The organism is Phocaeicola faecium (assembly GCF_014837055.1).
In the GTDB taxonomy this organism is placed as follows: domain Bacteria; phylum Bacteroidota; class Bacteroidia; order Bacteroidales; family Bacteroidaceae; genus Phocaeicola; species Phocaeicola gallinarum.
This window is the reverse complement of the sequence record NZ_JACSPQ010000009.1, coordinates 17,369-40,339: the sequence shown is the minus strand read 5'-3', so window position 1 is coordinate 40,339 and position 22,971 is coordinate 17,369. Positions and strand designations below refer to the sequence as shown.

25 protein-coding genes are annotated in these 22,971 nt (G+C 45.9%); all 25 read right to left on the bottom strand.

Annotated elements, in window-relative coordinates; all coding sequences use genetic code 11:
- Nucleotides 1-212: 212 nt before the first annotated feature.
- Nucleotides 213-1,043: a hypothetical protein gene (locus H9626_RS09110; protein ID WP_191710294.1), complete on the bottom strand. Its 831-nt coding sequence runs from the start codon at nt 1,041-1,043 to the stop codon at nt 213-215.
- 31 nt (nt 1,044-1,074) lie between these two features.
- Nucleotides 1,075-2,091, bottom strand: a complete 1,017-nt coding sequence (locus H9626_RS09105; protein ID WP_191710293.1) for a toprim domain-containing protein — start codon at nt 2,089-2,091, stop codon at nt 1,075-1,077.
- 18 nt (nt 2,092-2,109) lie between these two features.
- On the bottom strand, nt 2,110-3,498 hold the full coding sequence (locus tag H9626_RS09100) for an ATP-binding protein (protein WP_191710292.1): 1,389 nt from the start codon (nt 3,496-3,498) through the stop codon (nt 2,110-2,112).
- 181 nt (nt 3,499-3,679) lie between these two features.
- Entirely contained in the window at nt 3,680-4,111 is a 432-nt protein-coding gene (locus H9626_RS09095; protein ID WP_191710291.1) for a beta-barrel fold lipoprotein, read from the bottom strand.
- A 35-nt stretch (nt 4,112-4,146) separates the two neighbouring features.
- A complete protein-coding gene (locus H9626_RS09090) occupies nt 4,147-6,072 on the bottom strand; it encodes a type IV secretory system conjugative DNA transfer family protein (protein WP_191710290.1) in 1,926 nt (641 codons plus the stop codon).
- Nucleotides 6,073-6,082: 10 nt separating this feature from the next.
- Nucleotides 6,083-6,412: a single-stranded DNA-binding protein gene (locus H9626_RS09085; protein WP_191710289.1), complete on the bottom strand. Its 330-nt coding sequence runs from the start codon at nt 6,410-6,412 to the stop codon at nt 6,083-6,085.
- Between the two features lie 28 nt (nt 6,413-6,440).
- Complete coding sequence (locus H9626_RS09080) at nt 6,441-7,658, bottom strand: ArdC family protein (protein ID WP_225230945.1); 1,218 nt, start codon at nt 7,656-7,658, stop codon at nt 6,441-6,443.
- A complete protein-coding gene (locus H9626_RS09075; protein WP_191710288.1) occupies nt 7,618-7,818 on the bottom strand; it encodes a hypothetical protein in 201 nt (66 codons plus the stop codon). The genes H9626_RS09080 and H9626_RS09075 overlap by 41 nt, the downstream gene beginning before the upstream one ends.
- Before the next feature lie 12 nt (nt 7,819-7,830).
- Nucleotides 7,831-9,294, bottom strand: coding sequence for a DUF3945 domain-containing protein (locus H9626_RS09070; RefSeq protein ID WP_191710287.1), 1,464 nt, complete (start codon nt 9,292-9,294; stop codon nt 7,831-7,833).
- Nucleotides 9,291-10,406: a DUF4138 domain-containing protein gene (locus H9626_RS09065; protein ID WP_191710286.1), complete on the bottom strand. Its 1,116-nt coding sequence runs from the start codon at nt 10,404-10,406 to the stop codon at nt 9,291-9,293. The genes H9626_RS09070 and H9626_RS09065 overlap by 4 nt, the downstream gene beginning before the upstream one ends.
- 185 nt (nt 10,407-10,591) lie before the next feature.
- Complete coding sequence (gene traM / locus H9626_RS09060) at nt 10,592-11,869, bottom strand: conjugative transposon protein TraM (protein ID WP_191710285.1); 1,278 nt, start codon at nt 11,867-11,869, stop codon at nt 10,592-10,594.
- 3 nt (nt 11,870-11,872) lie between these two features.
- On the bottom strand, nt 11,873-12,556 hold the full coding sequence (locus H9626_RS09055; protein WP_191710284.1) for a hypothetical protein: 684 nt from the start codon (nt 12,554-12,556) through the stop codon (nt 11,873-11,875).
- A 7-nt stretch (nt 12,557-12,563) separates the two neighbouring features.
- Nucleotides 12,564-13,613 (bottom strand): TraJ family protein, encoded by a 1,050-nt coding sequence (locus H9626_RS09050; protein ID WP_191710283.1) that lies wholly within the window; start codon nt 13,611-13,613, stop codon nt 12,564-12,566.
- Between the two features lie 5 nt (nt 13,614-13,618).
- Nucleotides 13,619-14,215, bottom strand: a complete 597-nt coding sequence (locus H9626_RS09045) for a hypothetical protein (RefSeq protein ID WP_191710282.1) — start codon at nt 14,213-14,215, stop codon at nt 13,619-13,621.
- Between the two features lie 10 nt (nt 14,216-14,225).
- Complete coding sequence (locus tag H9626_RS09040; RefSeq protein ID WP_191710281.1) at nt 14,226-14,444, bottom strand: hypothetical protein; 219 nt, start codon at nt 14,442-14,444, stop codon at nt 14,226-14,228.
- Nucleotides 14,437-17,043, bottom strand: coding sequence for a TraG family conjugative transposon ATPase (locus H9626_RS09035; protein ID WP_191710280.1), 2,607 nt, complete (start codon nt 17,041-17,043; stop codon nt 14,437-14,439). Before H9626_RS09035 ends, H9626_RS09040 begins: the two co-directional genes overlap by 8 nt.
- Entirely contained in the window at nt 17,040-17,354 is a 315-nt protein-coding gene (locus tag H9626_RS09030) for a hypothetical protein (RefSeq protein ID WP_191710279.1), read from the bottom strand. Before H9626_RS09030 ends, H9626_RS09035 begins: the two co-directional genes overlap by 4 nt.
- Nucleotides 17,355-17,357: 3 nt before the next feature.
- Nucleotides 17,358-17,702: a hypothetical protein gene (locus H9626_RS09025; RefSeq protein WP_191710278.1), complete on the bottom strand. Its 345-nt coding sequence runs from the start codon at nt 17,700-17,702 to the stop codon at nt 17,358-17,360.
- A gap of 20 nt (nt 17,703-17,722) precedes the next feature.
- On the bottom strand, nt 17,723-18,079 hold the full coding sequence (locus H9626_RS09020; RefSeq protein WP_225230944.1) for a hypothetical protein: 357 nt from the start codon (nt 18,077-18,079) through the stop codon (nt 17,723-17,725).
- Nucleotides 18,064-18,276 (bottom strand): hypothetical protein, encoded by a 213-nt coding sequence (locus H9626_RS09015; RefSeq protein WP_191710277.1) that lies wholly within the window; start codon nt 18,274-18,276, stop codon nt 18,064-18,066. Before H9626_RS09015 ends, H9626_RS09020 begins: the two co-directional genes overlap by 16 nt.
- A 15-nt stretch (nt 18,277-18,291) precedes the next feature.
- Complete coding sequence (locus H9626_RS09010; protein WP_191710276.1) at nt 18,292-18,852, bottom strand: conjugal transfer protein TraO; 561 nt, start codon at nt 18,850-18,852, stop codon at nt 18,292-18,294.
- A gap of 314 nt (nt 18,853-19,166) precedes the next feature.
- Entirely contained in the window at nt 19,167-19,766 is a 600-nt protein-coding gene (locus tag H9626_RS09005) for a Crp/Fnr family transcriptional regulator (RefSeq protein ID WP_191710275.1), read from the bottom strand.
- A 228-nt stretch (nt 19,767-19,994) separates the two neighbouring features.
- Nucleotides 19,995-21,119: a hypothetical protein gene (locus H9626_RS09000; RefSeq protein WP_191710274.1), complete on the bottom strand. Its 1,125-nt coding sequence runs from the start codon at nt 21,117-21,119 to the stop codon at nt 19,995-19,997.
- Nucleotides 21,120-21,791: 672 nt separating this feature from the next.
- On the bottom strand, nt 21,792-22,229 hold the full coding sequence (locus H9626_RS08995) for a DUF3408 domain-containing protein (protein ID WP_191710273.1): 438 nt from the start codon (nt 22,227-22,229) through the stop codon (nt 21,792-21,794).
- Nucleotides 22,230-22,234: 5 nt separating this feature from the next.
- On the bottom strand, nt 22,235-22,930 hold the full coding sequence (locus tag H9626_RS08990) for a ParA family protein (RefSeq protein ID WP_191710272.1): 696 nt from the start codon (nt 22,928-22,930) through the stop codon (nt 22,235-22,237).
- Nucleotides 22,931-22,971: the final 41 nt, after the last annotated feature.

Here is a 22,971-nt window from a genome sequence, read left to right as displayed (position 1 = left end):
ATAGTTATAGAAGGTGTGTCAAAAAAGCGCACCTTCTTTTTTTATTCACTAAGCCCCGACTTTCGCAATTTAGGGCTTTGTTATTTTTTTCATCTTTCATGATCATGTGTATCAGATAGTTTGTATTAAGTAATCCAAGAGTTTTCTTTAGTTTTGTTATTATATTGTTCTCATCTACAGATGGATTGGTACTTCCACTTGTATGCTTGCATTTAAGAAAGAAAATCTTCTCCTTCATTAGCCTTTTCTATTAAAGCCTTTCTATGGTAGCCGTGCTTTTTAAATTCATTAATCCAAATAAGTTTCTTGGTGCCATCGCCATATGGTTGTAGCCTGAAATGTCCGCTAACAATAAACTCTTTGTTATTACATATTTCAGTAAACCATTTGCTGTCAAAGACAAAGTATGATATGCCGTTTTGGATAAGGCTTATTTTCTTGCCCTTTACATTTTTCTTTTGTTTTGTTTGTATTTCTGATATTTCAATTTCCGCCCATTGTCTAAGGCAAAGGTAGTCCAAAACCATATCAATGTAATCCCTTAAATTCGTTTCATACAAGTTGTCTATTATTGGAATTATCATGCAGTCCAATTGATGACCGGCACCTTGTATTCTGTCTTTGGGACTTGCTACAATGTAAAATGTAGGTATAGCCATTAAGTTATTGTTGGCGTTCGGAAGGTTCTGGAATACCCATAGCGATAGGGAGCCATTCTTTATTGAGTATATGACAAAGCATCCCTCAATGAAATATGGGCTTTTCACAACGCCATTCTCTCCGTCACATTCAGCTAATATATCTATATGGAATTGTGTAAATTTCATATATGATTTATCCATAGCTGTCACGAAACTTTTAGATAAGACAGCTAACTTCTTACAGTTGTTTTTTATTCTGTATAATTCATCAATGGCAGCTTCACGGTCTTCATCAATTATGCTGCCTATACTGTTTAAGAACCGTTTTATACTTTGGGGATAATCCCGGTTTTCATCAAGACCATACAAGTATCTTAGTATTTGATTGTCATTATAGGTCATAAAATATTAGGATTTTTATAGCTCGTTTGTATTAATGTGATTCCTCTGTTATGTTATAGACGATTTTCAAGTCATCATTCCAGTCCTTGTGTTCCGGCAGTTCCGCACTTTCCAACATCGCCACCTCTGCCGCCAGTTCCGCTGTACTCATGCTTTCCGTGTCGATGTCTTTCCCATAGAAGTAACGCTGCATCCATAGGGTGTACTTATACCCTTGCTTGTCGTTGTCGAATATCGTGCGCATCGCCTTCACTTCATTTTTGTCAAGGATGATGCGGAGCAGACGCATCTGCCCTTCGGTCAGTGTGCCTTCGGTAGATACATATACGAGGTTCATCGGTGTATTTTCTTGTTTTAACTGGTAATGCGAAATGCAGTCAATGATGGATTCACCTACATACAGGATGTCAATCGGACGGCTTTTGTCGTGTGAGCTTGTGGCAAGACAGTCGAACTTTCCGCCGATGATGCCCTTGAAGTTTTCGTTCCGCTGGGAGATGGCTTCCACTCCCCTTTCGCTGTACATTTTTACGCAGACATTCCGGTAGACGCTTCCTTTGTTCCGCACTTCGCGGATGAAGAAGGTGTTCTGAAACACTTTGCTCTCGATGCTTTCTTTCTTGATGCCTCTTTTCTGAAGGTAATTGCCGCTGTAAGGCTTCAGTTGGTTCAGATAGAATTGCAGTTCATTCATGTTCATGGAAGTGTTTCCTACATCATACCTGCTTTGTTCGGGCGTGACAATCCGGTTGGTGTTTATGTATTTCTGTAGTATCTCCCCTACCTCTCGCAATGACGGTCTTTTTCCGGTCGTTTCAAGCAGGTGTTCCTGCATGAAGTCAAGGATGCTTCTTCCACGAATGCTGTCACTGTGTACATCCCAATAGGTGTACTGATTCTGTGCGTTGCGCTTGATGACGATCGTGTGTGTGCCGTTGCTCATCTTCGGGCAGGCATTTGACGATCCGCTGACGAACTTCCATCCCAACTGCAACAGGAAATCCGGTAAGGAAATGGCGGTCTTTATCTGATTGAAGTCTACTTTCATCTTGTTGGTGTTGTAGGGTTAGAGACTCTTTAGAATATCTTCCGGCAGGAAATAGCGGACGGCTTCTTTGTGTACAGGTTCCCGTTTCAGAAACAGGACGAAATGCACTTCCTGATTGTCCTTGACGAACGGGAGGCACCGGGCTTTTTCGGATAAGTCGTGGAGCAGCCTTTGGGCATCCTCCCCACCCGTCCATTTGCACTCTCCGATAAGGATGTGTCTTTTGTCAAAGGATTCAGCCACGACATCCAGTTCAGCCATCTTCCCTGCCTTGCCGTCATCCGGGAATATTTTCCCCCACCATCTGGAAGCCATGCCGTATGCGATTCCGTCAATCTCATTGCCGCTCACGAACTGGCGGCAGAGATGTTCCCAACAGTCGCCGACATATTGGTTGAATTGCGATTCAACGAGGCTCATGACCCGATCAACACGCCCCAATTCAAGGATGGAACGGTGAGGCGCGACAAACCGGTAATAGAATTGCAGCATGTTGTCGTTGATGCGGTAGATGCCTTTCTTGCTTTTTTTCTCGCTCTCGCCGAAAGGGACTTCCCGTCTGACATACCCCAACTCACGGAGCTTGCTTAACGGTTCGGATATTTGGGTGGCTTCTTTTCCGGCACGTGCCGCAATCTCGGTAATCCTGTTCACGCCGTTGCCAATGATGGAAAGGATAGTGGAGGTCTGCACCGTGTCGCGAAGGTCATCCCGGAGAAGTCTTTGGGGCTCCTCCGCCAATATTCCTTTAGTGTCTAAAACCAATCTTCTTATGGCGGTGTACAGGTCCGGATAATCAGCTCTCAGCTCCCAATATCTGGGAATCCCGCCCCAAACGGCGTATTCTTCCACCGCAGTCGTCTCATCCACGCCCAATGCCTGGCAGATATACGGAACAGGTATAGGTTCCAATCTGATAATCTCGTCAGCCAGACCATATAGCGGTTCTTTCCTGTCCAATACATAACCTTGCATCAGTTGTTGCGAAGAGCCGCAGACAATCAGGTCGAACCTGAGCGTCCTTCCGTTCAGCAGCTTCTGGATGACAGAGGGAAGTGCAGCACAGCTTTTGACCATATACGGAAATTCATCCAGACAGACCACAATACGCCGGGTTATCCGTCCATTCAGTTCCAACAGCAACGTTTCCCAATCAGGGTAAACCACCTTGTCGAAACGGGGGATGATGTCGGAAACGGATTTGGCGAACAGTATCCGCTGGTTGGCTTCATTGGTCTGGTCACTGAGGAAATACACATCATTTTCCATCAGGATTTCCTTAATGAGCGTGGATTTCCCGATGCGTCGCCTGCCATAAATGACAACGAATTGTGGATGCTGCCGTTGGAACGCTCCCTTAATCCGTTCCAACAAATCCTGTCTGTCTATGAATCTGTCAAATCTCATCGGTTTCTTCTGGAATTATAAATAACAAAAATTATCTTTCACAAAGATAATAATTTTCTTTCAAGCAGAGAAAAAAAGCGCATGTTTTTTTGCTATGGTAAGGCTTTTCTTAGGGTATCACCCCATGCGGCGGGCAGTTGTGCCTCTGCCCGATATAGGCAGGTATCGGACAGAGGAATTTTCATTTTACGGTACTGTACACTAGGTCAATGGTGGTGTCTGTACCCGGAACAGCAGTCAGCTGTTTGGATTGACTGAATACCGTCTCTCCGTCTTTATACACGTTCATGGTAAGCCTCGCATCTTCTTTTGAATACAGGATGCCTTGTGCTGTGATTTTGCAGACTTTTCCGTCTGTGACGTAAGACGTCCGGCTGGTGAAACTCTCATTGACTTGCTCCGTCCGTTCTCCGGTCTGCTCGTTCCTGAACGCTACTCCGTCAAGGTTATACAGATGCAGGTTCCCTTTAGGGCTGTTTCCGTTGACTTCCACGACTACCCGGTATATGCTTCCGCTGTCTGTTACGGATGGATCGTTTTCGCTGTTGCACGAGGTCATGATGCACAAGGTTGTGCATAAAATCGCTAAGAATGCTTGATAATGCTTTTTCATATTTCAAAAATTTAAATGGTTCGTTTGTATTTTCATTATTGTTTCCGTTGGTTGGTTGTGTTTGCGGTTTGGTTCTTCAACCGGTCTGCCACGTTGTTAAGGATGGCATTCACATCGCTGATGATTCTGATGTAGTTCTGCTGTACGATTTCTTCCAGTATCTCCAGTTCCAGTTTCTCCTTTCCCTTTCCAAGCTTGACCGGAAAAGAGAAACGGGGTATTTCTTGTTCCTCAAACCGGCACATTTGGAATTGGACGCTGAAATAGGGCGGTTTCCCACCGGCAATTTTCCCGGTGAAATGACCGGCAGACTGACCGGCCACTTCACGGGCTTTCAGCACCTTTTCTTTTTGCAGGCTTTCGGTCATGCTGTTGCTTCCGCTTTCCTGATGTGAATAAGACTGTTGTGCTTCCTTCTGTTCTCCTAAGAGGCTTTCAATGTCCTTGGCGGTCTTTTCGTTTCCGGTCATGCCGTAGGCTTGTGTCCCGCAGGAGGCTTTCAGGATATTCGCGCTTTTCTCGCCGTAATCACGGATCGCTTGGTTGAAATCCTGCACGGCAAGGATGGTCGATACGTTGTGCTTTCGGGCTGTTCCGATGAAGGTGTCTATTCCTTGCAGGAGGATGGTGGGGAACTCGTCCACCATGAACACGCTGGTCGCCTTGCCCGGATTGTTCATCTGCGACATGAGCACGCTTCCGATGCAGGAGATTGCCGGAGATACGGCTTCCTTGATGGTGGGTGCATTGCCAACGCAGAGCAGCGTAGGATGTTCCTTGTTGGTGATGTCTAATGAGAACTCTTCTTCAGGCAAGGGAGATAATACCCAGAAAATGTACTTGTTGTTCAGCAGGACAAGCGGAGTCTGTGCGGATGAAACGGCACCGGCAGTCTGCTGTTGGGCGCCAAGTTTCCATGCGGTCAGCATCGATGACATGTTCAGTGCGATTTCCGGGTCTTCTGAAAGCCAGTGAAACACAAGATCGCTGTCAGAAAGAGCAAAAGCAATGACATGAGGAAGCGTGCAGATGCCTTGCTCACGTTCCTTGAAGCACTTGTAAGCGATTGAATAGACATAATTGATAGCGTTGTTAGCCCAAAAGTCGGTCTTTTCCTTCCAACTGGCTTCGAGGTTCTTCATCAATGTCGTGATGATGTTCCGGATAAACAGGGATTCGTTGCCTTTGTACATGTAGCGTGGCGAAAGAACATTCACCCGGACTGTACGGGACATATCCACGAAGTTGATGTAGGCGAAGCCGGGTACTTCCCTGCCTTGTTTCTTGAAGTGCTCGATGCTCCCGTAGGCTATGCGTGAGAGAATGGGCGAGTTGGCTTTGGTAGGGTCTCCTTCCCAGTCATAGATGAATCCGGCATAATTGCGTTCAGCACACTGGTAAATCATGCCTTTTATCCAACTTTCAGACTTCCCAGACCCCGGACCGCCATCGATATAGATGTTCTGTTGGGGTTTGTGGATGGTCAGCGGACCATTCGCTGTCTCAAACCGGAAGTAGAACGGTGATTCCTCATTGCTCAGACCGAAGATGCTTTCCTCAGATTTGACGTGCTTGCGGATGAAGTATGGAAGGGTTTTGATGACCAACAAGGTATAGGCGGCAAACAGGCATGGGAAAACGAACAGGTTGTACCAATGGGAAAGACGGCTGAATCCGATGACCAACATCGAAGCGGTCAGCAGCGTCATGCTGGCATAAAACCATTTCCGGCTTTCGTCTTTTGGCATACCGACCGGAAAGAGAAAGGCAAGCCCGCTGATGAGGATGACGTACAGGAACCGGAACATCATGCCTTTCTCCATCAGCTTTTCCCACAGTGACGGATTGCCGTGCGGCATATACAGACCGTTCACTATTGCCCATTGGAAAAGTACGGCGATGCCTATCAGGGTGGAGAGCAGAATCAGGATAAATGACAGGTCTTTCTTTTCTCTTTCCATCGTCTGCTTGTTAAGATTGGGATACCGTTGATTCTTCTTTCTTATCCGCTTTGCCCAAGAGCTCGATGCGCGAGATATTCAGGCTGACGGAAGGGACATGACTGCCGTCCTCTTTATGGAACACATCGGCGTAGACATCTCCGCATACATAGACTTGCGTGCCTTTCTTCAGGTATTCCATTACTTTGCTTTCAAAGTTCACGAAGCAGCATACCCATAAGGTCTGTTCTTCACTGTCCGCGTTTCTGAATTTGTGTGATACGTGGAAATTGAATCCTTTCCCGTTCTTGTTGGTGCGTGCATCCGCACCGACATAACCGATGATTTCTCCTGTAAACATAATGATTGTTTTTTAAGTTGTTTATAATCTATAATCCGAGTTGTGGCTCATAACCTTTATGGACGGTTGCCGTTTCAATCGTTGGAGGAACGGCAATTTCATAGATGTTTGCAAGCAATTCGCTTCCGGTTTCCGTAATGCCGTTTGTCCTTGCCCTTTCGATGTTTTTTTCCGAAGGTATGAAACCGTCTTTCTTCATTTCTTCAAGCTCCTTTCCGTCATGTTTGAGTACGGCTGTCAGAAAGCGTTCCTCTGGGCTTAGGTAGGGGTGCATGGATTGGCTTACTTCCTGAATCATGCCGCTGGCTTTGCCTACGTCAGACAAAAGGGAATAGATGAATTTCGGATCTTCCTTCAGTGCGGCAAGCCAGTTCTTTAGATACATGGCGTTCTCTTCGCGGATATGGGTGGATATGCCCATCGCCTGACCGGTAGTTGCCGCAGTGAGTTCGGCTACCAGTTCTTCCCTTGCATATTTTTCGTCACCGAAAATCCTGCCTTTTTCACGGTTCAAGTATGCAGGTTCCCCGGTGGAATGTGCCATTTCGTGCAGCAGGGTCGAATAGAAATTCTCGCCGCTGTTGAACTGACCTTTTTTCGGTATGACGATGTACCCGTTTTCTCCCCGGACATGATAGGCTTTGTCACCTACCTGTTGTTGAATCGGGCAAATCCATTTCTGTTCGCGCATCAGAGCGTCCAACAGAGGCATGGTAAACATTCCCTGTTCATCCTTTAAGGCCGGTGCCTGAAACTTCTCTTTCAGGGATTCCCATTTCTCCGGGTGTATTTCTTGCAGGTTGGTCTGATGCACGTTGAATACGTTGTAAGTTTTCATGAAAGGGGTAACTTTGTACCGTTCTTGCTCTTCCTTGCTCAGTGCCCTGTATTGGTCAAGCGTGATTTTCCGCCCTTCCTTGTCTTTAATGGAGAAGTTCCAATAGATGACCGGAAATGATTTTTCTCCTTTCAGGACATTCACTCCGCTCTCCTTCGCTTGCATGAAGGTCATATATACCGGAAGGGAATAATTCATTTTTTCCGAAAGTAGAAACAGCATGAAGGAATTTACACCATTGTATGCACGCCCTTCTATGTTCTGTGGCAATCCTCCGCCTTGGGTGGATAGCCAAGGCTTGTGCCAGTTGTCCTCGACTTGGTGGATTTTCTCTACCATTAAGTCTGCGAACAGTTTCAATGCTTTGTCACCAGCTGTCTCCATGTCCGTATAATTTATCGTTTTCATACTGGAGCAGCCATTTTCTGGCTGTCTCGTCATTTATCTCCTGAAGGCTTTCTTTCATTGCCTCCTTGTAGGCTTGCGCAAGTTCTTCTTGCGCCAGCAGGAACTCTAAATCGCTGATTTCTCCTGCCTGATTTTTCTGTACCAGTTCTTCGTAATCCATTGTATTGCTTTTTTAAAGGTCATTGAATGCACGGTTGATGGTGCTGGCTATGGGGCGTACCATGTCTTTGGCATTTTCCGGTTTTGCACTGTTGGCAAGTCGCACGTCTCCCATGTTCTTTTCTTGGGCTTTTAGCCCGAATATTTTCTGTATGGCGATGAGGGTGTTGGACTGTACGCCGGATTCACGCATGTGGGTGAGATCGTCATTGCGCAGCCGGTAACCGCCGGATTGTATTTCCTGTATCGTCACGAAATCGTTTTTCAATGCGGCTTCATAAAGCTTTTGGGCTATGCTTTCCTGTTCGTTTTTCATTTCGGTAGCAATGCCGAATACCTGATAGACGGACGCGGTCTGACGTTCATCCAGTCCTTTTTCCTTGGCGATTCCACGGATGTATTCTTCACTGGGGCGGTAGCCTTCTTCTTTCAGGCTTTGTAGCTTCTCGAAGTCTTTTTTTTCGATGGCTTCCCTTAATTCGGCTTCCATGTCACGTGTCGAGCGTTCTTCATTAGGGATATCCCGTTGGGTGGATGAGCCTAGTTTGGGTGTCATTTCTTTTATCAGTTCCTGTGCTTTTGACGGTGTAAGGCTCTGTATGTTGGTGAACTGGATGCCTTTTTTGTCATCGGTCAGCCGGACATCTGCAATGAAATACCCTTCTTTGCTGTGCATCAGTATGTTTTCAAGCGTATGTCCGTTGGCAAGCAGGTATTTGTCCGCTTTGGTCAGTTTATATCCTTGATATTCGGATGTTTGTCCGATGGCTTCAGGAATCCGTATCTCTTGATTGGAACGGACGATGACGGAATTCAGGTCTTTATCCACTTGCAGCATCAGGTCTTTTTTCTTGACCGTAAGGGGGACAATCTCTCCTGCAAGCAGAAGCTCCTTGTCTTTCTTGCTGAGCTTTTTCCCTAATATCTTATCGGGAATGGTCAGCGTCTCTTTACGGTAGAACACGGATATGCCGTTTTCACTGAACCGCAGCTTGCCCTGTTTGCCGTTAATCTCCATCATATCTGACAGGATGCCTTTCTCCAGTCTCGTTCCTTTACCGTCAAGAATGTTCCCGTTTTTATGGGCGTACTCGTATAAGGATTGACCGGTATAGCATACCTTGTGACGGTGGTCGATAACGGTAAATCCGTCCTTGTCCTGCCCTTTCAGATTTTCCCACCGGATGATGCTGATACCCTTCTGTTCCAGTTCAGCAGCGTATGCGGGGTCGTTGGCCCGGTCTTTGTCGAAAATCCCGGAAACACGTTCCTTAGATTGCTCCCGTAAGGAGTTATCGGGCTTGCTTCCGGCTATTGCCCGTATCTGATCGATGTGCAGGATAGTTTCTTCCCCGTCTTTGTGGAAACGGAAATATCTATCTTTATATTCAGTCTGGTAGCCGAGCGAACGGGCAATACCGTTGAATTGTCCTACGTTGTCAAACTGATAGGAATCCAGTGCTTCTTTTAGGGTCATGGGCGTTCTTTATATAAGGGTTCTGCGGATAGGATATATTCATTGAATACAGCGAGCTTCATGTGGCGTCCGCCGTTTCTCTCATACATCTCGATTTCAAAAACTTTGTCATCCGGGATGGTGAATTTCTGGAATCCGAGTATCAGGCGGTTCCGGCTCTTCCCCTTGATTTTGGTCTCAAAGTCCTTCAGGTAAACGGGGTCTATGGCCGTTTCCTGCTGGATGGCGTTCTTGCTTTTCTTCAGGTCACGTTGGAAGCATTTCACAAACTCGATGTCGTAATCAATGTGGGAATTGTTTCTTACGTCAAAGACAAAGAACATGAAATCATTGTGTACATAGAGATTGGCCATTGAAAGCTCAAACTTGTTCTTGATGACACCCAGACTGAAAATGTTCCGTTCTTTTGTCCTTAGCTCACGGATGCACTTCTCCATTTCTTGGCTATTTACGTCTACATGAGCCGTATATTGGCGCGCGTTGTCGAAGTTATAGGTGTAGGATGCTGTTTCGTTTCTCCGGATTGTGATATGGTAGGTGTTCATATCCTTGTCGATGACAAACAGGTTGGAATACGCTACGGCATCGGGTGCTGTAATTACTTTCAACTGGTTGTTGTAGGTGGAAAGGCTGAATGACATTTCGTTGCCTGGGGTACCGTAAACGACATCTTCCGGGAAAAAGAACTCGGTGACATGCAGGTCGCTTACTTCCGCCCGGTAGTCATGGTGCTGCCATTTGCCGTTGTCTTCATAAATGACCGGACAGGTGTCCGTCTTATCGCCGGACTGGTAAGTGACGTGATAGGTGTAGACGCTTCCGTCAATGCAGACAACGGTAAGGTTCGTTTCTTCTTCAAAATCCTCGGCCTGTGCGGACAACCGGACGATATGTGGGGCTTCCTCCACCCGTTCAGCCAGTATCAGGTTTTCTTTTCCGATGGCAATGTCCGACACCTGTACGGGAAAGACAAGGTGCTTCACATAGTCGAAAGAGATGCGGATGTCCTTTTGGGTGATTGCCTCTTTCCGGGGTGTCTCAGTCTCTTGTGCGGATGCGGACAGACAACAGAGCAATCCGAACAGCATGTATGCGATTTTTATCTTTTTCATGTCTCTGTGATTTTAATTGAAAAATGCGGTGAATACGGTGATTCCCCATAAAAGGAGAACACAGATAACGAACGAGAGGGTCAGCGGACGGATTTCTCGGAAACTTTTCCCCTTCCTTCGTGATATATAGATGCGGTAGCCGAAGAAAATTGCGGATAGCGCCAACAGATAGTTGAGTATGTCGGTCATAACTTGTCTATGAGTGTTTTTAAAGGGTGAGACTTCTTTTTCTCTTTCTCCTGCTCCAGTTGGCTGTATAGCTTTTGCAGTTCTTGCTGGACGGCTTCCCGTTTGAGCTTTGATTCCTCGCTTTCTTCCTGTATGTACATGATATAGTTGCTTTTCAGATGTACTTTGGTCTGCGACAGGCTCATGTTCAAGATTTGCTTAGCTATCTGTGTCGTGGCGTTGATGGCACTTGTGACCTCACTGGTCATTGTTCCGATACTGGAGAGCGGCATGTCAATGTTCTGCACAAGCCCCTGCTCCATGCGTTTGGCCGCTGTCGCCTTCATGTTGTTCGGCAGGTTCAGCCCTTCCATCGCATCATTGTCGAAAACAAGGAAGGAGACTGGGTTGATGCTGTTTCCGACTTTCAGGTTGTTGATGACAATATCTAATCGGCTGGCTCCTAATGTGGCGGTGCCGTAGAACAGCGTGTTAGCAGGTATCTTCATTCCTGATACATGCACGTCTTCCAACAGGCGCATCCGTACTGTGCTGCCCGTGACAATGGTCTGGTCTCCGTGAATGCAGGCTTTGATAAGGTTGCTGCTTTTGGGAAGTGCGGAGCGTTGTCTGCGCATCCGCTTCCCATTTCCAGCCAAATAAATGGGAGCGTGTTGTACCCGGTTGTTCATGGTGTCTGAAGAGACGGGTTGGCTTGCCGGTGCTTGTTCTTCTTTGTCATACCCGGAAATTCGCTCATACATCTTTTCACGGTATGCACTTGATTCTGCAAGGTCTTTCCGGATGCGCGCGTTTTTCTTGGCTTTCCGGATAATCTCGTTCAGGGCTTCTTCATCTTCCAACCCGTTTAGTTGGGCTTCCAGTTGCCGGGAAAAACGTCCGTCTTTTCCTCCACCGTATTCTTTCATGACTTCTGAATACGGGTCTTTATGCATCCTTCGGATACGTTCAAGTGTCGCTTCGTCATATTTTTCTTCCCGGTTCTGCATTTCAAAATAGAAGTCAGAACCTCTGACACGTGAGGCTTCCTGAAGGCGGGCTTGTTCCTGTTTCTCCCTTTCGTCTTGCTTATAGGCTTCCATTTTGTTGGCGGCTTTCTCGGCAACACGCGATTCGGGTTCCAACAGGGTTTCCGCTGTGCGGTTATCGGATGATTCCTGCGTTTCCTGACCGGAACCGTGCAGGAAGAACACATAAATAAACAGGATGCCTAACAGGATGGGTATGACCACCAGCAGCTTGTTCTTGTCTTTCAATAAATCTTTCATGTTCATGGCTTATCTGTTTGAGTTTTCAGGATTGGGTTCATTCTCATCCGCAGTGGAGGGGCTTGTCTGGTGGAGCAGGTCATCGCCGTTTTCCACCGGCTCTGAATAACGGACAATCCAGTCCTCTATCTTTGCCCCGTGCGCATTGTCTTCGCTTCGCGATACGTCATAAAGGGTAAATTCGGCTTCAATGTCGCGCGATACGCTCCCTCTTGCCCGGTAGCCGGTCTGGGTGAACAGTATCTTTCCTGATACGGGAATGGTATTCGTATGGATTTCCACGTCCTTGATGGTGACACCGTACCGGATGTTTTTCTGGATAAGCGAATTGAGCATGTTCACGTCATTGTATTCGTTCAACAGTTCTTTTCCCTTGTTCCCGATAAGGTTCAGCGCAAGGGATATGTTGCCTTCATACGTGCTTTCATCGAATGCATACCAGTGGGTAACGAAGGTTTTCACGTGGTTGAGATACTCGTATTTGCGCATGGAACCGGCTGGTAGGCTGCTTGTCTCATATACTTCCCCGTTCTTGTCGATGACCAATGCCTGGCTGTAGGCTTTCTCTATCTTTACGGTCAGGTAGATGATGCAGCTTACAAAAGCGGCTGTCAATAGGATACAATAGCCGATGGAAAGCCGGATGGTCAGTCTGACAGTATCATCTGCTCCTTTGAATTTTGTCAAGTCCATAATGTTTTCACTTTTTATTATTGTCTATGATGCTTTCTCCTGCACTAGCGGCGGCTCCTACATTGGTGAGCTTTCCGGCAGCGGCTCCACCCATCAGCGCAATCGTGGCAGCTGTCGTTACGATGGAGACGGTTTTAGAGATGATTTTTCCGGCATCGCTGTGTCCTACAATCTTTGAGGATAACCAGAAGCAACTGCAATAGGCACCAATCATCGCCAAGTCAAGTCCGAGATACTGAAGCTGCTGGGTGGCTGCATCTACCGTGTCTGCACTTTCCGTATAGATGGCTTTTAGGGTTTGCCACATGATCTGGTTGAGGATATTGATTACTGTAAATACCATACATGCGGAACAGAGCGTTCCGAACCATATGCTTAGTTGCTTCTGGAAAACGGGCAACATGCTTGCGGCAAACACAAACGGACCGAGAATGACCAGAATCTTGACGATGACTACGCCAAGCCCCAAGATAATGATTTGGATGATGCCGACGAGCAAGGCAGCTACCGCGTGCAGTACTAGTGTAACCAGATTGGCAGGATTGAGCAGTTGGGCGATTTTCTCCACGCTGGAGCGAACGCCCGTCATTTCATCCTCTTCATCCATTTTGTCCAACTCCTGTTGCATGGCACCGGTCGTGTCCTCTCCTGCGGCAACTTCCGACTCTAAAGCGTGTTTGTCGTACTCGGCAATCATCTCCCCCTGTTCGGTAGCCGACTGTGCCATGAATTGTGCAAACTCCTGTGCCCTGTCCGAAGTGAGCGAGGTGGCTTCGTTGATGACTTCCATTGTCCCGACAATCGTCTGGGCGATGGGCTTATACAAAGTCAGGCAGAAGAACAGGACAAGGCAACGGGCGATTTCCATCATGTCCGGAAACTTGTCTTCGTTCGGATTCAATAACTGGCTGGCTCCATGCGCCAGATAGTTGTAAGCGATGTTGCAGATGAAGCAGATGACACCCACTCCGAAGGCAATGACGGTCATTTGGGAAACGAGTTCCATCGTCAGCCCGTCTGTTATCTGCAAGCCCCATAAAAAGTTGTCTTGATTCATAACGGCTAATTGGTATAACGTGTGTAAGCGGCCAACCGTCCTTGATAATAGGTTTTCCGGTTATGCCCTTTCAATGATTTGTAGATAACGGTAGATCGTACCGATTCGTTGAATTCTCTCATTTGTTCCGAAGCCTTCTCGACAGATTCCTTCACTTGTTCGATAAACGACATGCGTCCTTCCGAGTTCATGGAGAAATAACTGGTCACCGTGGCTACCTTAAAAAGCAGGTCAGTGCTCAGACTGAGATTCACGGTTACGCGCTGGAAGTTCAGGAATTTCAGGCAATGGTAGTTGGAACCGACATTCAGGTAGAAACTGTACTCACTGCTCAGGCAAGCCACGTCATCCAACAGGTCGGCAAGCTCTTTGAGAGATTGCAGCTCTTTTAACTGGTCTATCTTCTGTAGACCTAACCGTAGTTCCTGGGCATCGATCATTTCATTGATTTGGGATATCCATTGCTTGACGTTGGTTATCCATTCTGTGGCGTTCAGTGCGGTATGACCGGGGTCTGACACGACAAACTGTGCGTGTGCCTGACGGATGTTCGTGCAGAACAAGACGACAATAAGACCGAATACAAGAAGTGTCCTTTTCATTTGTCTTTTCTTATTTGAGGATGAATAATAAAGTGAATACCACACAGACAAACCAAGCTATCAGGTAGCTTTTGGCATTGTCTTTTTTAGTGGCCAATGCCCAGACTACGAATATCAGGGCTACTCCGAGCATGGCGGATGCGATGCTTCCGGCCAATGCGTAAGACTGGCTGTTGAAATCGCCTGACCAATTCAGGATTTCATTCAGTCCTTGTGTCGCGTCATCCATACCGCCGCCTCCTTTCTTCTAAATACAGGTTGATGGCCGTATAGGTGGAACCGGTTTCCTGAAACAGCTGTTTCAGCCGGACAACCGTAGCCTGACGGGAGTCAAATGCGACTGCCGCAAATTCTGAGACTTCATTGCGGAAAATGAAAGCGTCATTCGACATTTTGATGAAGAATTCACGCCAACGTTCCGTCCGCTGGAGGGATTCTATCATGAACAGTTCTTCGTCCGTGATGGATAGTACAGCTTGCACTTCCGGCAAGTTTTGCCGGTGTTCCGAATGGTCTAAGATAATCTTGGTTGCACAGTTGATGATGATGGAGTCTTTGATGCTTGGCGGCATGTTCTTCAGGAAAAGGATGTTCTGTGCGGCAAGGGTGATGCTTCCTTCCTTTTTCCGGAACGTGCGGTACAAGTAGGCGATAAAGTCTCCAAACTTCTCGTCCTGAAGAAAATCCAATGCTTCGTCTATAATCAGTTCCTTCATGAAGCCCTGCCGTTTCTTGATTTTGTCGACAATCATCTGAAGGGTGATAATAGCAACCAATGGGAAGTATTCTTTCTTGCTGGCATCTTCCATGTCGAACGCGATGAGACGGTCATGCACGATGTCTACGTTTTCCTTTGCGTTGAGCAGGAAACTCATTTCTCCCTCTGTATATGGCTCCAGAAGCAGTATCAGTTCCTCAATCTCGAATTTCTGTTTTTCAAACTCGCTCATGCGGTTGCTGAATACGTCTTGCAGGAATTTCCGGTATGCGGTCAGGCATGGGAATATCCGTTCGTGCTTCTCCCCTATCGATGAGTTGTTCACATAATCATAGAATCCGATAATGGATTTCCGGAGGATGGCACTTTCTGCCGGAAGCATCGGCTCACGGGCTTTCCAGATATAGCTGATGATGGCTACGATGGTCTTGATGAGGTCATCCGCAGATTCGGCATCCGAGGTGTCGATATACAGGTATTTGCCGTTTTTGTCCCGGTCGCAGAGGAATGGGTTAAACGCGAATTTCTTCTGTTCCGTTGAATCGAAATACTTGCCCCGGTTCAGCGCAATCATCGAACGGTACGAACCTCCGATGTCGATAATCATGACATCCCTGCCAAGCTCATAGCTTTGCAGGATATAGTTGTTCAGCCAGAATGATTTTCCCGAACCGGACGGACCGATAACGATGCGGTTCTTGTTGTTCAAGGTGGGGTAATCCCACAGGTTGATTCTGACGGGTGTGCCGAAACGGTCATTGTAGATGTGTCCTTTGCTGTCAGACAAATACATCCCTTCTTTCTGCAAATAGCAGATGGCCTGTTTCGTGGTGTTGATGAATCCCCGGTAGTTGGCTCTCGCATTGCCGGGAATGTTCGTGAAAAACAGGTTGCACAGTTCCGCATTCTCCACATAACAACTGCTTTGGTTCATGAAGGAATAACCCTGCTGTACCAATGCGATTTTGCGCATGAGGGTGGTCTTGTCCGTGTCGTTCACGATGACATTGAAAGCCGTATATGCGGTCTGATAATCGAATTTGGTGATTTCGTTGCAGAAGGCTTCCTGTTCGCGCTGCTTTTCTGAAGCCGGAGGATAGAAGTTGGTGATGTAATTCAATGCGTCTTTTTCAGCACCGATGGCAGTCACCGTGGCATCTGGGTCTGTGATCTCTATCACCACATTCACAATGTGGTCGAACGGCAAGCCCAAACCTACCGGATAAAGCATCGAGCATTTGCTTTTGATACTGTCCGGCACTTCTATCTGTCCACCGTAGGATTTCGACTTGCCGGTATGCGGAACGACCAGTTCATGCAGATGCTCCCCTTCATTTGTGAGAGACAGCATCGCTACGAACTGTTGCCCGATTTTCATGTCCCCGTTCTGATTGATTGCCATCGGATTGACCGTTTTCAGCGTGGCATCGTCAGTGGGGGTCTCATAGGAGAGGTTGATGTAATCGTATATGGCATTGTTGAGCTCCTGGCTGTTCATCTTCCGTATCTCAAACTGCTGGATGGAGGCAAGCCCGTTCTCAAAGTTCAGCAGAAAGGATTCCATTTCGGATAATCTTTCCCTATAGTCCTTAAACGGTTGTTTAAACGGGTAGTGCAGCTTCCGCATGAGCGATGTGCCGGATGCGTTTTTGCGTATCTTGCCGTTCCGTTTGCCGTTTGTAAATGTAACGTACAGGTTGGTATAGCTATTCAGGATTTCTTTCCCCTCAAAGTGACGGTTGTTTTCCGAAACCAAGGCATTGGTGGAATATTCTGTGTTGTGATATTCCCCTTTATAATAAAATGCCTGCTGGTGCACGACCGTCCCTGCCGGAAGCATCTTAAATAAGGCTTCCAACCGTTCATGGATATATTGCGCGTCATTTTCTGACAGAGTGAACACTTCGGGAAGGAACAGGCGGTAACCGACCGTGATGTCACCATTCCCGTTGATGATCGCATCCTCTGTGATGGTCTGTATGGGCAGCACATCTCCCAAATCCACGGATTTGTCCGTCAGGCGGATTTCTGTCTGCCTGACATAAATCAAAGCTATCAGCAGGCTCAACAGGCAGATAACGGCTGTCAATAGTAAGATGATTCCAATCATGGGCTTTCGGGGTTTAAAATGAATTTGAATATTCTTTTCTTGTCCGTTATCCGTCTGGGTGTCGCACTTCGGATGCTCAGTCCGCTCAGGTAGTCTGGATTGCCTGCTTTGTGCTCTTTTTTCAGGGTTTTAAACAGCATGGCTGAGAAGAACAGTATTGCAGATATGATGCCGATGATAAGTATCGGATGAAACTGCTTGAAGATGCTCACGATTATGGTGATGGCCACAAACAGCATGAAAATGGCGAACTGACCCGAAGAAAGCCCGAAAAAGCGGATTGGTTTGTTGATTTTTCGCATGGTTCTCATAGGTCAGATAATCAGGAAGGCTACCATGATGACTACTACTGCGATAATCCACCCCAAAAGATACTCCTTTGCGTGAGGGTTGTTGGTGGCTAATGAATAGATGACAAATACCAAAGCGATACCAAGCACGGCTGCAAGGATGTATTTGGCTACATCAAGAATGGTGTCTGCTCCTTCTTTGGCAGTGTCAGTCACTTCAGACAAGCTGTTGATTTTCAGTCCGCTCTGTGCCAAAGAAATTTCGGCTGTCCCTAGCAGGGTACAGAATACAAACAGGGTAAGAAGTCCTTTCCCGTAACGGTTGATGACTTTTTTTGCTTTCTCAGTCGATGCTTTAATGATGTTCATACCTTTTAAATATTAAATGATTATACATGAATGTTTTTCAGTTTGTTCCATTGTACGTCCTTATGCCGTACATATACGGTATCTTCCTTCCGTGTATCTGTAGCGTGTTTTCCGGTGTAATAGAAAGCCCGTCCGTGCAGGTACATGTCTGCTATCTCTGCGGCAAGCTCTTCTTCCTCGACCTCTTTCTGAAAGATGACGTGGATGACCGGGATTGCACCTGTCTGGTCTCCTTGATTCCCCTTCCCATCCGTGTTGTGTTCAGACTTCTTTTCAGGCTCTTCATTCTTCCGGCGTTTTTTCCGAAAGTAAAATAGGAATAGGAGGCATATCGCGGCCATGATGATCAGGTCTGCCGTACTCATAACAGCTGCCATACGGTTAGCCAGACAACAAGAGCAATGACATAGGTGATGACAGCTTCTTTTGTCCGTTCATGATTGGTTATCAGCTTCTTCAATACGGCTAATCCGGCACAGACAAAACCGACTCCGACTAAATATGCCCCTATTTCACGGTACAGTGCGATCAGTCCGCTCACATCTGTGGCGGATAACAATATGCTTGTCAACATGATACAGTGATTATACTAATATAACAATGCCTTGATTCCTATGTTCCAGACCGTATTCCATTCATGGAATGAGAAGGGATTCCAATATTGTTGTACGCTGGCTAACAAGGCCATTCGCGGAAGGATGAATACCTCCATTTCCGTGCCGACTTTAGGACCGATAATGAACTGGTATTCTTTATCTGAATGTTTTTTGTGTTCGACTCCAGTAAATGCGCCGATGTTTAATCCCCAATATACGGATTTTAGATTACTGGCGAGGGTGTAATGATAGTTCCCGTCTATATATATGTCTTTAGCTTTCGTTTCCCGCGTGAGTGTGGTTTCACTTTCTGGAAGCGTGATGGAATACTCGTATGTCTTTTCAAAGTAATTAGCTCCTATTTTCCAATAACTTTTCCGGTTGATGTATCGGGAATAGGAAAGATTGACAAAATTGTCAGCGTTACCAAAAATGTTGGTTCCGTAATTCAGTTCAAGGGCAGAAACCCCCTTGTAATGCTGTTGTGCGTAAGTGTCCTTAATTCCCAGCAATAATACCGCTACTGTTACCGCAGCAATTCTTATCCATTCCATATGTAATCAATATAAGTTTGTTAAGTTGATATATATAATTGTTCATCTGTATATTCAATTTGTAAGTAATATCTAATTTAATTGAATCAAGTGCTCGGTTTTACTTGTTTCCGCTTACAAACATATAGATTATATATAACGAAACAAACTTTGTGAAAGTCATTTTTAATGACTTCCTCATATCTTTAATCTGCATTAAAATTTCCGCCTTTTGTTGGATTGGAAGTGGGGAATTATTCTACAATAAATTAGCCGGAACGGATCAGTTGTGTATAACTGTCCATACCGGCTTGTGTTGATGTCGTATTTCTGTTTTATATCCTTTTCCGGACATTGCTTAATGCCTGTGGGGTGATGCCGAGGTAACTGGCGATGTCTTTCAGTGAAAAATATTGCAGCAGCCACCGTTCAGTTTCAAGCAGTCGTTTATAGCGTTCTTCCGCACTCAGTGTGTGGAACCCGTTTTCCCGTTCAATTTTGTGGATAATCGAACGCTCCAGATGGATTCTGGCCAGCTTATTGAAACTGAATGAAAGGTTGTAAAAATCGTGCAGCTTGCTTTTCTCCATCCGCCATATTTTGCATGGAGACAAGGCTTTTACGTTGTAATAGGCATAATGTGTATTGTGTGACAGGAAAAAGTTGATAAACTCTTTTTCTTCTACGAATTTGGCGGTTATCTCCCGGTTCTCCTTGTCGGGAAACCATAACTTTATATTTCCTTTTTCCAGATAATACAGGTAGAGAACTTCTTCTCCCTTGTTCACTACATGCTCTCCTTTCTTGACGGTTATAGGCTCAAAGTGCTCGTTAATAAACGCCTTCTCACCTTCGGTCATCCGTACATGGGAATGTATGCCCATTTTAAGAATAGTTTCGTCAATCAGGTTGGCTATCGCTATTTCTTTCTTCATTGTCTAATTTAGTTAATTGGGTATATATCGGTGCGGAAGCGCACCTCTCAACCTGGGCAGTGGCTTGCCCACAACAGAAGCACGCCCCGCACCGATTTGAATTTTCGGTACAGGTACGCGCTTGCTGTTGTTTAACTTTTAGATGCCACTCTTTGGTTGAGCAAGCGTATGTATGTAAAAAACGGACTGCCTTTTCAGACAATCCGTTGCAAATATAGGAATTTAATTTTAGATTTTTAGAGTTGGCAGGTCAAAGTTCTTAGGGGCGACACCTAATACCTTGATGTAGGTATCTCGATAGACGTTCTCTTTGAGCGGGCGATCTTCTTCTGAATAAGCCCATTCGATGAATGGTTGATAGTATTGTCCTGACCCTATTTTGAATTCCTCTTTATAACGGTAGTGCTGGCTGATGTGTATGCCTATCTTTTTAAGGAACTCGCTTTGTAGGTTTTCGTAGTATTTGGATAAAAGGACGGCTTTCAGTTTTTCGTCAAAGTAGTTGAGCGTTTCTTCTTCAAACAGAAATTGCACGGTGTAAGCCCATCGGTCCCCTTCTCCCTTGACATACTGAAACTTGAATTTCGTAACTTCTAAATTCTTGTTGATTGCATTCAAGATGCTGGTCACCTTCTTTTTGCGGTCTGCATTATTGGTGATGTTCACTTCAAATATGTCGGCAAGCTGGTCTACAGTAGCCGTAAAGCAAGGCTCGTTTCCCTGCTCGATCTTATATTTGATAAGATAAATCATCCGGGTCAGGTTCAGATAGAACTTGCGGTAGCCTTTGCGGTTCGGAAGTTTCCGGTAATCCTTCAGCTCAATCAGGTTGTATTCCGTGAACAGTGTATTCAGCAGGTCTTTGCTCAGATGGATGTTGTAGACCCGTTTCGTTTTCTTCTTGGTTGAGAAGTCATCCTTGATTTCAAAGCTGTCGAATATCTGGATGAACTTATACTTGGATTTCCCGTCTTTGGAATAGGCGACGGTAAGGTTGGAGGTTCCTAACCGGTAGATGGCCGCTTCAAAGGAGTTTTCAATGGGGTGCTCGATTTTCCGCCCGTTCTGTTCGGTCATGTATATGGGAGACTGGTTCCCGAAAAGCTTCTCCAACACATCTTGCGGCAACTTCCGTTGTAGGCGCGTGCGTTCATAACCCATTGCCTTGCAGAAATCATTGATCGTAAACCAACATTCACCGAACAGGTCTTTCATCTGTGAGGATGCGGCATAGATGATGATGTCTGACATAATGGATCCCGCAGAATCGAATAACACTTCCAATACTTCTGTATTGGAAGATTCGTTCAGGCTTCGTGGCACGCGGCTCAGTTCTTTTTCCACTATCTCCATAATCTCCTATAACGACCACAAATATAGGGATTTTTTTTCAATCAGTCGCTTCTTTGGAGCTTTTACTTGCCGGTCCTGCATTTGCCCTCCCGATCAGTTGTGTATAACTGTCCATACTTGTGCCTTTTTCCCCTCTCTAGATGTGTACAGGTGTCCTTACTTCCCGATTTAGATGTGTATAACTGTCCTTGATCCCTGATTTAGATGTGTATAACTGTCCTTAATCCCTGATTTAGATGTGTATAACTGTCCTTGTTCCCCGATGTAGATGTGTATAACTGTCCAGACTATTCTCCCAGATGTGTATAACTGTCCTTGTCTGTTTTGAAGCAGATGTTCCGCAATACACTAATATTCAATATGCTAGCACTAATTTTCCCCATTTTAGATGTGTACAACTGTCCCACAAATTCATAATTGCCTAAAAACCTAAAATATGGGAAAACAAATGTTTCGACTGACCATAACATACTTTCGGAAAAATTTTTTAGGGGAAAGGTTTTATGCTATTACATTATTTAACATTGCAGGGATGATGAATGGGGCGTTTGAAGTGTAAAAGTGTCCTTGGTTGTAACGATTTTTAAACAAAAAAAAGGATGAACCCCGTCTGTGGTGGATTCATCCCTATATGGCTTCTAAGGCAGATAGCTTTTTCCGGAAGTATCTTCGTTACATGCTCATGTATTTTTTTAAGAGACTCTGTATCTCCTTATTGTGTTCTTCGCATACGATGTCAAGGATGTTGGATGCAAGGATGTACATGCTGACTCCCGTTGCCGTTGAAATGCGCTTGAGCGTCCTGTGCGTGTCGCTGGATATGCGGATGACTTCGTTCCCTTTTATCTTCCGGTCTTGCAGGTAGTCCGAGAATTTCCTTTTCCGCACGTTGGCGTTCGTTGCCGGCTCGTTGGAGGACGGTTCCGCCGTATCTTTAGGCTGCTTTTCTTCTGCTTCTACAGTTTTTTCGATCATTTCTGAAGGTTTGTTTTCCGTTGTTTCCGTTTCCGGATTTGCCGCTACACTTGTCGTTTCCTTTACCTCCTGCTCCTTCTGCTTTGCGCTTTGCATCAAGAGATCCTTCATTGCCTGGGATGTATTTCCTTTCATGTGAATTAATTTTTAATGTGGTTGCTAATCAGTTCCAACACTTCCTCACAGAATGCGTCACACGGATGATGGTACGCATTGCTGAGTGTCGACAGGTTCCTCTGGTAGTCCACCCTCGAATCTTTGATGTAGTTATCCATCAGCTCGAATGGAAGCGCACTCTTGTTCGCCATGATTTCCTTGAACTCCAGAACATTCGGCATGACACGATTCATGGCTCCACGCACCGTTGTCTTTTGCCCCAATTTGCGCCGGGCTGAAAGTATGTCCTTATAAATGTTGTTATAGAAATAGAGCGTGGCCGACAAATCCGTATTGTTCGGCTCGAACGGAATGACAATGACATCAATGAAATGTAACGCTTCTATCACGCCGTTCTGTTTCAGGTTTCCCGGAAAATCAACTAAGATAATGTCAAAGCTGTCTTTCAAAAAGTCCAGTTGATTGATAAACTCGGAGGATGAGATGTTGATAACCTGATATTCGTTTTCTTTATCCCCATCTTCCGAAGTCTCATTCTCACGCAACCTTCCGATCGTATTCTGCATGTCATCGATATCCACAACTGCAACGGCCAGTCCTTCTCCATCCTCACTCATGGATTGGATGTAACCGGCGAACAAGGCGGTCAGTGTAGACTTCCCTACCCCGCCTTTGGGGTTTTCAAAGGCAACTGTTATGCCTGGCAATGTCTGTCCCATCTTTAATTCCTTTATTGATTAAGCACGTTGCAAATATAGTA

Excerpts from the sequence above, each read along its gene's own strand:
- H9626_RS09110 (WP_191710294.1), bottom strand. The coding sequence starts at position 1,043 with ATGACCTATAATGACAATCAAATACTAAGATACTTGTATGGTCTTGAT.
- H9626_RS09105 (WP_191710293.1), bottom strand. The coding sequence starts at position 2,091 with ATGAAAGTAGACTTCAATCAGATAAAGACCGCCATTTCCTTACCGGAT.
- H9626_RS09100 (WP_191710292.1), bottom strand. The coding sequence starts at position 3,498 with ATGAGATTTGACAGATTCATAGACAGACAGGATTTGTTGGAACGGATT.
- H9626_RS09095 (WP_191710291.1), bottom strand. The coding sequence starts at position 4,111 with ATGAAAAAGCATTATCAAGCATTCTTAGCGATTTTATGCACAACCTTG.
- H9626_RS09090 (WP_191710290.1), bottom strand. The coding sequence starts at position 6,072 with ATGGAAAGAGAAAAGAAAGACCTGTCATTTATCCTGATTCTGCTCTCC.
- H9626_RS09085 (WP_191710289.1), bottom strand. The coding sequence starts at position 6,412 with ATGTTTACAGGAGAAATCATCGGTTATGTCGGTGCGGATGCACGCACC.
- H9626_RS09080 (WP_225230945.1), bottom strand. The coding sequence starts at position 7,658 with ATGAAAACGATAAATTATACGGACATGGAGACAGCTGGTGACAAAGCA.
- H9626_RS09075 (WP_191710288.1), bottom strand. The coding sequence starts at position 7,818 with ATGGATTACGAAGAACTGGTACAGAAAAATCAGGCAGGAGAAATCAGC.
- H9626_RS09070 (WP_191710287.1), bottom strand. The coding sequence starts at position 9,294 with ATGACCCTAAAAGAAGCACTGGATTCCTATCAGTTTGACAACGTAGGA.
- H9626_RS09065 (WP_191710286.1), bottom strand. The coding sequence starts at position 10,406 with ATGAAAAAGATAAAAATCGCATACATGCTGTTCGGATTGCTCTGTTGT.
- traM (WP_191710285.1), bottom strand. The coding sequence starts at position 11,869 with ATGAACATGAAAGATTTATTGAAAGACAAGAACAAGCTGCTGGTGGTC.
- H9626_RS09055 (WP_191710284.1), bottom strand. The coding sequence starts at position 12,556 with ATGGACTTGACAAAATTCAAAGGAGCAGATGATACTGTCAGACTGACC.
- H9626_RS09050 (WP_191710283.1), bottom strand. The coding sequence starts at position 13,613 with ATGAATCAAGACAACTTTTTATGGGGCTTGCAGATAACAGACGGGCTG.
- H9626_RS09045 (WP_191710282.1), bottom strand. The coding sequence starts at position 14,215 with ATGAAAAGGACACTTCTTGTATTCGGTCTTATTGTCGTCTTGTTCTGC.
- H9626_RS09040 (WP_191710281.1), bottom strand. The coding sequence starts at position 14,444 with ATGGATGACGCGACACAAGGACTGAATGAAATCCTGAATTGGTCAGGC.
- H9626_RS09035 (WP_191710280.1), bottom strand. The coding sequence starts at position 17,043 with ATGATTGGAATCATCTTACTATTGACAGCCGTTATCTGCCTGTTGAGC.
- H9626_RS09030 (WP_191710279.1), bottom strand. The coding sequence starts at position 17,354 with ATGAGAACCATGCGAAAAATCAACAAACCAATCCGCTTTTTCGGGCTT.
- H9626_RS09025 (WP_191710278.1), bottom strand. The coding sequence starts at position 17,702 with ATGAACATCATTAAAGCATCGACTGAGAAAGCAAAAAAAGTCATCAAC.
- H9626_RS09020 (WP_225230944.1), bottom strand. The coding sequence starts at position 18,079 with ATGGCAGCTGTTATGAGTACGGCAGACCTGATCATCATGGCCGCGATA.
- H9626_RS09015 (WP_191710277.1), bottom strand. The coding sequence starts at position 18,276 with ATGTTGACAAGCATATTGTTATCCGCCACAGATGTGAGCGGACTGATC.
- H9626_RS09010 (WP_191710276.1), bottom strand. The coding sequence starts at position 18,852 with ATGGAATGGATAAGAATTGCTGCGGTAACAGTAGCGGTATTATTGCTG.
- H9626_RS09005 (WP_191710275.1), bottom strand. The coding sequence starts at position 19,766 with ATGAAGAAAGAAATAGCGATAGCCAACCTGATTGACGAAACTATTCTT.
- H9626_RS09000 (WP_191710274.1), bottom strand. The coding sequence starts at position 21,119 with ATGGAGATAGTGGAAAAAGAACTGAGCCGCGTGCCACGAAGCCTGAAC.
- H9626_RS08995 (WP_191710273.1), bottom strand. The coding sequence starts at position 22,229 with ATGAAAGGAAATACATCCCAGGCAATGAAGGATCTCTTGATGCAAAGC.
- H9626_RS08990 (WP_191710272.1), bottom strand. The coding sequence starts at position 22,930 with ATGGGACAGACATTGCCAGGCATAACAGTTGCCTTTGAAAACCCCAAA.